Below are 9,339 nucleotides of genomic sequence, written 5' to 3' on the forward strand. Positions count from 1 at the left end.
AATCAATGAGTTTTTGGAGAGTTTTATTAGCAATCATTTTCCCTCCTTTGTCGGTCATCGGAAAAGGTTGTGGTTCTTTTGTTATTGTGTTACTTTTAACCCTCTGTGGATGGGTGCCAGGCATTATTGGGGCACTTGTCATACTAAACAACACAAACTAAAAGTAACCGCATGAAAAAAATCCAAATCTTGGCATTGTCTCTAACAATTGCCCTAACCTCTGCATGTAATTTTACTGAAGAAATTTTTTTAAAAGAAGATGGGTCTGGGAAATTATCAATCAATTTTGATGGTTCCGAACTTATGGAAATGGCAGGTGAAGAAATGATGAAGAGCAATGAAAAAGCTATTGATTCCTTGATTTCTTTTAAGGACATGCTAGAGGATAAAAAAGATAGCATAGCTGGTTTGCCACCAGAAGAACAGGCCAAATTGAAACGGCTTGAGCCTTTTAACATGCATATGGTCATGAACCCAGAGGAAAAATTGATGAGATTTGACTTATTCAGCGAGTTCAAAAATGTAAGTGAAGTCAATGATGCATTCAATGCTTTTCAAGGGGCAAGTGCACTTGGCCCAAATAGCGGAGAAGGCAAGCCTTCGCCAATGGGTATGCAGGATCCTACAACGGAGGTTCAGTATGCATTTTCAAAGAATAACTTCTCCAGAAAAGCCAAAATTATAGATGAAGAACTGTTTAAGCAAAGCTTGGACAGTCTGCAAGGTGCAGAAATGTTCCTTTCGGGTTCTACCTACACACTTAAATACCATTTTCCAAGGAAGGTAAAATCTACCAATGTTGAAGGTGCTACATTTAGTGCTGATGGTAAAACCTTGTTTTATGAAGTGGGATTCATGGACCTTATGAAAAACCCTGCAGCATTGGACCTGGAAGTGGAATTGGAAAACTAGTTTTCCTATATAGGTCTTCGTATCTTTGTTGGATGAACAAGAAAGTTATCCTGCAAGATTTAGGTTTAAAGGATTACAAGGAAACTTGGGATTACCAAGAAGCTCTTTTTAAAGAAATCGTTGATTCCAAAATCAAAAATAGAAGAGAGCAGTCCAATCTTGAAACTCCTAATTATTTTCTTTATGTAGAGCATCCGCATGTGTATACTTTGGGAAAAAGTGGGGACATCAATAACCTTTTGGTAAATGAAACTCAGCTTAAGGAAAAAGAAGCCAGTTTTTATAAAATCAATAGAGGGGGTGATATTACCTATCATGGCCCTGGACAAATTGTGGGTTACCCAATATTGGATTTAGACAATTTCTTTACTGATATTCATAAATATCTTCGTTTTTTGGAGGAAATGGTAATCTTAACCTTGGCTGAATATGGTTTGAAAGCCGAACGCTCCGAGGGAGAAACAGGTGTTTGGTTAGATGTAGGAACTCCTTTTGCAAGAAAAATTTGCGCCATGGGTGTGCGTGCCAGTAGATGGGTGACCATGCATGGTTTTGCTTTGAACGTAAATACGGATTTAGGCTATTTTGATTTAATGATTCCATGTGGAATCAAGGACAAAGCTGTTACTTCTTTAAATATTGAATTGGGAAAGACGAAAGTAGATGAAGAAGAAGTAAAACAAAAGTTACTTCAACATTTTGAAACGCTCTTTAGCGCTGAACTCATAAAGGAAAAAACCGAGGTGTGAACCTCGGTTTTTTTTTATAAAAGTGTAATTTACTTTTCAAGTTTGGTCAAGACCATGCTGTTGGTCAACTTCCCTTTTTGATTATAACTTTCTTGCTTTACCATGCCAATACCTTCAGCAAGCCAAATTCTAGATGGAAAGGTTTTGTTGCCCATCATTGCCATTTTTGTCTTGTTTTCACTATAGATGACGTAACAGTCAAATTCGCCTACAGGCGAAGATACCATTTCCTTTTTCTCAACCTTTCTGTTAATGGTCTCAACATTCATGTTCATGGTCATGCCGCCCATATCAGCTGCTATGTTCACATTTGCATCCGCTAATTCTTGACCTACGGTTAAATTATTGGGCAATTCAATATCTGTGCCGGTAACATCAATTTCAACCGCGGCAAATTGTTGCATCATTTGCTGGTTCATCAAAGATTGGAAATCTATCTTCACTACATCACCTTCGCATGTAAAGCCGTATTCGGATGACATGACTTCTTTGCCTTTATGGTCCTGATATTTCATTTGCATGGTAGCAGAGGTCTTTCCTTCAGAATCTGAAACATTTGTTACGGTATAATCTGTTTTTCCTTGCAATTTTCCTTTTCCGTTGTAACTGGTGTATTGAAAGGATGCACCATCTTCAAGCGGATAGTATTTGCTGCATTCTGATTGAGCGGTCCCAATTTGAGTTGAAAGAATACAAATAACTGCGGATATCAATATTTTTTTCATGGATTATTGTTTTATGAATTCTACCCTTCTATTTTGTGCCTTTCCATCTGTGGTACTATTGTCACCTAAAGGTTCAGACTCTCCTTTTCCTTCAGAAGACAATCTGTCTGCTGAGATTCCGTAAATGGAAACCAGAGCACTCTTGACCGCTTCGGCCCGTTTTTGAGAGAGGGAAAGATTACTTTCATTACTGCCATCGGAATCTGTATGTCCCACTATTTTAAGGTTCATTGAAGCTTCTTGCATTAATACTTGTGAGATTTGACGGATAATCCCCATGGATTGTGGTTGTATGTTAGCAGAACCAGAATCAAACAAAATGCCATTAGTAGATACCTTTCCTTCAGAGATGAGTTTTCTTCTTAAGTCAACCCCACCTTCTGCAATTTTGAGATTGCCAATAAACAAACGCTCAATACCATCCCTGAAACCGTTCATGTGGAATTTTAATGTTGTTAGTGCCGCTCCAGTTGGAACAATACGGGGAATATCTATGTGTTTTTCCTCGTTTACCCATAGCCGAAAGCGTTGCTTGTTCACCGCAATGGATATGTGTGGCCTGTTAAGTACTTCATCTCTCAGGTCTGCTTTGACGGTACTATAAATGTCTCTTTTATTGTCCACCCTACTTTCCATGGTGATACCAATGGGAGAGTATTGGCAAAAGGAAATACTTGAATATACAAAGTAGCTACCTTCTTTAAATTTATCATCGTTACTGAGCTCAATCCTGAGCTTGGCATTAGATGAGGTTTTGTTATCAAGGCCAACGTTCATTAAATCAAATTCAATGGTGTATTCTTCTGGTAGTTGGGGTACATCTGGAATGTAATACATTCTGTATCCAGAAATTAGCTCGAGCCATTTTTCCGGAGAATCGCCCAAGGTGACTATTTCACCGCCACCATTGGTATTCCATTTAGAGGGAAAGTCTCCAACAAAATCATAAGCGAAATCATCATAGAACATTAATTTGTCACCCGGAACATAATCAAATTTGCTATATACCTGAATGGTCTTGGCACCAGAAGCATCTGGATTTCCCGTATTTGGGGATTGACCTGAATCATTTCCAGAATTTGGTGGATTACCGGTATTTCCTTGAGTATTTGGGGATTGTTTTTTTCCTGAACCTGGTTCTAATATACTGTCTAAGGCTTGATCTGTTTTCTTTGATGTTTCGTTCTCCACACGACGTTCCACCGTGCGTTCTGCGGCTTTTTCAGCTTTCTTGGCCAATTTTTTAAAAAATTGCGCATTGCCGTTCATGCTAAAAGCCATGGCAAAAACCAATAGGATTTTGCTTACAAAGGAGGTTTTCATTTATGTAGTGTTTTGATTTTGTGTTCTTTAAGGTAAAAAATATCTTTTGAATCTACGAAAAGTACTTTACGGAAAAGCGTAATTTGTATGTTCTGTATAAACTAATGTATAAGTTGTTGCGAAGAAGCTATTAATTCATCTTGTAGAGAATTAAAGAATTCTCCTGATCCTTGGCCACCAATTCCAGTTTTTTGTCATTGTCCATATCCACTAAATCTATTAAAGAGTTCCCAAAAACAGGAAAATTGGGAATGGGTTTGCCTTGGCTGTCGAACAAGTATATCTTTTGATTTTGAATGTCCGTTACACTAACGTAAATCTTGTCATAGATGTAAAAGATTTTAGGTTTGGTATAAACACCTAATTCCAATTCCACTTTCTTTCCTCTAATGCTTAGAACATTATCATCCATAAAGACCAAAGTCTTGCTGGTGGCATACATTCCATGATCTTTATTAAGATTAAAATTAGTGCTGGTAAGTTTTCCCCTTGTGTCAATTTGATGAAGTACTCCTTTTTTATTCGTAGTGGAAAATTTGTCTTTGTACAAAAAGACCTCATTGTCAGAAAAATCAATCTTTTGGGCAACTTTGATACGGTCACCACCTGATCTATGTAAGATTTTAAGGGTCTTGTCCTCTAATTGAAATACCAAATAATCTTTATTGGCAACCCTAAAGTGCTTGGGCTCCTTTAGTATGGGGCTTTGAGCTGAAGTATAGGTGAATCCATCTACAATGTTGGCTTTGTTATTGTACATGAAGACTTTTTCACTTTGCGTTATTAAGAAACGGTAATTCTTTTTTCCTTCATAGTCAAATACCGACAAGGGATTTAAATTTCCACCTTCAAACGTTTTTTTAAAAGGAGGGACTTCCTCTCCGTTTCTATCTATGATTAGAAATTGATTATTGGTGCAAAACGCTAATTGCAAACGACCATTTTTATAGATGTCTACCTGTTGTATTGAGCCTTGTATTCTGCCATCCAATTGTTTTTTCCAAAGAACCTTGCCATCTGTTGAAATGAGATACAAAAAATTGTTTTGGTCCTGAACAACAATTTCCTGTTTATTGGTTCTGTGGTTTTTTACAAACTGAGGGTCAATTGCCAGGTCAGTTTCCAATTCCAAGGTAAACAAGGGAGTTACTGTGTTACTTTTAACTGTCTTCTCAATTTTAGAGATTAGGAAGTTGATGTGTGCAAAATCATTATCGGCCACAACCTGGGCTGCAAAGGCATGATCTGATAGTTCTGCTTTTTTAACTGAACTCAAAGGTTTAGGTGCAAATTCTTGCTCTGCCAAAAAGTTTATTCCTGAGGAATTTGAAACAAATAAAATACTGGACTCGTTAGCTAATGGAGCTTTGGCCGTTTTATAAATAGGGGCATTGTTAAATGACGTTCCATTCCTGTAATTGCTTATTACTGTTTGTAAAGACTCTTTGCTTTCTGAAAAAACAAAAGTGTTTTCTAGAATAGTACAAAAGTTGGATGCAAAATCTTTCAATAATGGAGCAAACCCTTCGGACAAAAATCCCTGACTCTTCAATTCCAAAATTTCACTTCCTTGATAGGTGTAAGAAGAATTTTTATCGGTATTTAGGAATTCTGATAAACTTTCGGTGCCAAAGGAGTTAAGTAGTGCTACTTTTTTATTGTTTAAATAGATAATACCAACTTCCTCAACAGTATTAAAAAGTGTATCAATTGGTTTTATCCTATCTAAGTAGACGTTTTGGTTTTTGGCAAAAACCTGATAGTCATCAAAAGTATAAGAAAGCACCGCTTGGGCGTTTAATGGTGCAAAAAGCTGAGTTTTATTGGTTAGGGGGGTTGTTCCTCTGAATAAGTTGATGAAATTTTTGGTAGAGTCTGTGGCAACAGCGACCCCATTAAAATTTATGTTGTCTGAATTTGCCGAAAAATCCACAGAGACCCAATCAGAAAAAGTTTTTACACCGTTATGATTATCCTTTAAAAGTGGGGACAAAAAGGAAGATGGCTCTTTTAAATTAAAGAACAAGGTTGCCGATTTGTTTGGTCCAGAGGTGTCGTACAATTTTTTCAGTGCTGGATTTACATTGCTGTTATTGGAGCGAGCCATATTTTCCATAAGCATTAGTGAGGAACTTAGCACAATGGTGTCATCCGTAAGCATACTATAGACCTCATGGTCTGCCATGGTATATTTGGTTATGCTTTTGTTTTGGTAGACAAGTGTCTCAACTTTTTTATCAGTTACATCTTCTAAACTAAAAAAATTGGGGTCCCGGTCAGAGATGAGAACAAATTCGAAATTCTCTTTCCCAATTTCATAAAAAGCTAAAATACTTGTGGATTCAGTTTCAATATGTTCTAATCCGGCTGTCTTTTTCAGAATGTCCTTGTGGATTTGAAAATTGCCGATTTTTTCAAGAAAAACATTGTTTTTAAGCTCGCTCTTGAAGTTGGATAGATTGTTGATTTTTACTATCAGTGCGAAATTTGGTGGCAAGTGTTTTAATAACGAATCAGTAATTTTCACCTCGGTCTTGCAAGAAAGGAAGAAAAGGAGGAGGAAGGGCAGCAGTACCTTGGGTTTCATTTTCGGTGTTTCGAACAAATTTATGATTTTAAATATCCAGTGTCAATTGTTCTGGAAGTTGTCTGAAGCTTTTTCTGTGATATTTAGTTAGTCCATGCTCTCTAATGGCTTGCCGGTGCTCTTTTGTAGGGTATCCTTTATTTTTTTTCCAATTGTACATGGGGAACTCTTCATGGATTTTGTTCATGTATTCGTCCCTGTGGGTTTTGGCCAATACAGATGCTGCCGCAATACTCATAAATTTACCATCCCCTTTAATGATGCATTCATGTCCTACAGATGGGTAGGGTTTAAATCGATTGCCGTCTACGATTATAAAACTTGGAACCTGAGCTAATTTGTCCAAAGCCCGGTGCATTGCCAGTATGGATGCATTCAAGATATTTATGCTGTCAATTTCATTTTCAAAAACATGACATACGGAAAAAGAGATGGCCTCTTCTTCAAGAATGGGCCTCAAAAACGCTCTCTTTGATTCTGACAATTGTTTGGAATCGTTCAATATTTTGTTTGAGAAACCTTTGGGAAGGATGATGGCGCCTGCCGTCACCGGTCCGGCCAAACAACCTCTTCCAGCTTCATCTGTGCCCGCTTCATTTGGGTATTTAAAGATGTTTTTAAGCATTTTGTTTGCAGGCTAATATTGACGCTCTAAAATAGAGAATGAAATCCAAAGGGAAAAAATCAAAATCAAAAACCCTTAAAACGCAATCCAAATACTCTTTTATCCCTCATGTGTTTCTTGATGAAAACTTTAGAGCTTCAAACTTTCACATTTCTTTATAAACAAAACATATACCTTTGCCTGACGAATAATATGGAATGAGATTTTTATTTTTTGCCCTACTCTTTTTTCTGGGACAATTACTATTTGCACAACAAGACTCTTTGCCTCCGTTAAAGAAAGCTGACTCTACAGCCAAAGGAAAACCCAAGTTCATAAAACAAAAAAAAGAAAAAGAGGAAGCCCCAACAATCTCCATTGTTGACTACAAAATTGTTTCTTATGCAAGGGACACTACTTCATTAGATACCACTCTAACCATTTTAAAGGAATATAAATACAATTACTTAAGAAAGGATGATTTTGAGTTGATGCCTTTTTCAAATATTGGGCAACCCTATAATGTGCTTGGAAGAACTTTTTCCAGTAACTCTTTCTATCCGCATTTGGGGGCACTTGCAAAACATAATAACTATTTTGAAGTAGAAGATATAGATTATTACAATGTTCCCACTCCAATGACGGAACTGATGTTCAAAACCACCTTGGAACAAGGACAGTTATTAGATGCTTTGCTGACGTTTAACCTATCTAAAAGATTCAATTTTTCTCTGGCATACAAAGGGTTTAGGTCCTTAGGGAAATACCGGTTTGATCAAGCTCAGTCAGGAAATTTTAGAACAACCTTCAATTATGGCAATAAAAAGGGCAATTATAACCTAAGAGGCCATATTGCAGCCCAGGAAATTGAAACAGAAGAAAATGGAGGCTTGCTAGATAGAACACAGTTTGAAGGCGGAACACCGGACTTTACAGATAGATCCCGAATAGATGTTCAGTATCAAAATGCAAACAACAGGGTCTTGGGTAAACGATACTTTTTAGACCACCAGCTAAAACTTTTAAATGTAAAAAGGGATTCTACGGATAATAAACCAACAACACTTATAATTGGTCATGAATTTAATTACGAAACCAAATTTTATGAGTTTGTTCAGTCGGCCCAGACAGATGCTTTTGGACAAGATCCGTTCTTAACCCCCATTGAAGACAAAGCACGCTTAAAAACCATGTTCAACAAGGTTTCTACAACATTTTCAAATAGAACTTTGGGCAATGTAACGGGCAGTGTTAGCTTATACAATTACAACTACTTTTTTAATAGCATTCTGATACTGGAAGAAGGTACAATTCAAAATCAATTAAAAGGAGAAGAAATTGCCGTGGGTGGTGGTTATTCTAAAAAGTTTGGACACTTGCTTTTAAAAGGAAACCTTAACTACACTGTTTCGGGAGACCTTACAGGAAATGCCTTCAACGCAGCGGTGGAATATGAACTAAATGACAACAATAAAATTTTCGGTTCTATCAATGCTTCTTCCCGAATGCCAAACTTCAATTTTTTGTTGTACCAAAGCGATTATCAAAATTTCAACTGGCAAAACACAGATGTTTTTGATAATGTTCAAACACAGAGCATAGGATTTGGTCTTAATTCAAATAAGTTGGGTTCAATAGAAGCGGAATATAGCGCTATTGATAATTTTACGTACTTTGAATCTATTGCGTCACAAGAACAAATTGATAATGCTCAAGAGACCGCTTTTGTAAAGCCGTTTCAGGAATCATCTACCGTAAATCATCTTAGAGTAAAATATACGAAGGAGTTCAAGTGGAGAAACTGGGCTCTTGCCAATTCTGTGCTCTATCAAGATGTTACCCAAGACAAACAAGTGCTTAATGTGCCTCAATTGGTTACAAGGAATACGCTTTACTTCTCAACAGATGCGTTTAAAAAGGCGATGTTCTTACAAACAGGGATTACTCTTAAATATTTTACCTCTTATAATATGAATGCTTACAATCCATTGCTGGGCGAGTTTTACATTCAGAACAGAGAGGAATTTGGAGGCTTTCCAATGTTAGACTTTTTTATCAATGCTAAGGTTAGGCAAACTAGAATATATTTAAAAGCAGAACACTTCAATTCTTCCTTTTCCGAACCCAATTTTTATTCAGCTCCAAACTATCCCTTTCGGGACTTTGTTATTCGCTTTGGATTGGTTTGGAATTTCTTTTCTTAAAATTATCATAATGGGAAAATAATTTAAAGCTGAAAAACAGTGGTTTACAGTTTTATTTATTTTTTTAAAGAAAAATAGACAAAAACTACTTGCGGAGGAAAAATAAGGTAGTTATATTTGCACCCGCTTAGCTGATAAGGCTGGGTTTGGAAAGAGGGGAAAAAGGGCCTGATAGGGGTCGTTTTTTTTCTTGATTATTGAAGAAGTTCATTTACATATTGTATAGACAGCGTAA

At 36.8% G+C, this 9,339-nt stretch carries 8 protein-coding genes; 4 read left to right on the top strand and 4 right to left on the bottom strand.

All coding sequences use genetic code 11. The features are described from left to right. Positions 1-5 precede the first annotated feature (5 nt). The 3 genes from DKG77_RS06600 to lipB are packed head-to-tail and all read left to right on the top strand — an operon-like array spanning position 6 to position 1,661. The gene (locus DKG77_RS06600) at positions 6-161 is read left to right on the top strand and encodes a YqaE/Pmp3 family membrane protein (protein WP_082433465.1); all 156 of its coding nucleotides are present in this window, start codon (positions 6-8) and stop codon (positions 159-161) included. Positions 162-171: 10 nt separating this feature from the next. Next, positions 172-912 (top strand): hypothetical protein, encoded by a 741-nt coding sequence (locus DKG77_RS06605; RefSeq protein WP_109661330.1) that lies wholly within the window; start codon positions 172-174, stop codon positions 910-912. Positions 913-944: 32 nt separating this feature from the next. Beyond that, positions 945-1,661 carry a lipoyl(octanoyl) transferase LipB gene (gene lipB, locus DKG77_RS06610; RefSeq protein WP_109661331.1) on the top strand — a complete coding sequence of 239 codons (717 nt, stop codon included), beginning with the start codon at positions 945-947 and terminating at the stop codon, positions 1,659-1,661. 29 nt (positions 1,662-1,690) lie between these two features. Here the strand turns inward: lipB and DKG77_RS06615 are convergent, their stop codons facing one another. The 4 genes from DKG77_RS06615 to DKG77_RS06630 all read right to left on the bottom strand — a co-directional run bounded on the left by DKG77_RS06615 (position 1,691) and on the right by DKG77_RS06630 (position 6,921). Next, positions 1,691-2,386 (bottom strand): TapB family protein, encoded by a 696-nt coding sequence (locus tag DKG77_RS06615; protein ID WP_109661333.1) that lies wholly within the window; start codon positions 2,384-2,386, stop codon positions 1,691-1,693. Positions 2,387-2,389: 3 nt separating this feature from the next. Further along, entirely contained in the window at positions 2,390-3,709 is a 1,320-nt protein-coding gene (locus tag DKG77_RS06620) for an OmpA family protein (RefSeq protein ID WP_109661335.1), read from the bottom strand. 130 nt (positions 3,710-3,839) lie between these two features. Further along, positions 3,840-6,296 carry a ribonuclease HII gene (locus DKG77_RS06625; RefSeq protein WP_109661337.1) on the bottom strand — a complete coding sequence of 819 codons (2,457 nt, stop codon included), beginning with the start codon at positions 6,294-6,296 and terminating at the stop codon, positions 3,840-3,842. Positions 6,297-6,324: 28 nt separating this feature from the next. Then, positions 6,325-6,921 (bottom strand): ribonuclease HII, encoded by a 597-nt coding sequence (locus DKG77_RS06630; protein WP_109661338.1) that lies wholly within the window; start codon positions 6,919-6,921, stop codon positions 6,325-6,327. 197 nt (positions 6,922-7,118) lie between these two features. On the opposite strand from DKG77_RS06630, the gene DKG77_RS06635 reads away from it, so the two are divergent. Then, entirely contained in the window at positions 7,119-9,104 is a 1,986-nt protein-coding gene (locus tag DKG77_RS06635) for a putative porin (RefSeq protein WP_109661340.1), read from the top strand. The last annotated feature ends 235 nt before the right edge of the window (positions 9,105-9,339 follow it).

Origin of the sequence: Flagellimonas aquimarina (assembly GCF_003149745.1) — a bacterium.
GTDB lineage: Bacteria > Bacteroidota > Bacteroidia > Flavobacteriales > Flavobacteriaceae > Flagellimonas > Flagellimonas aquimarina.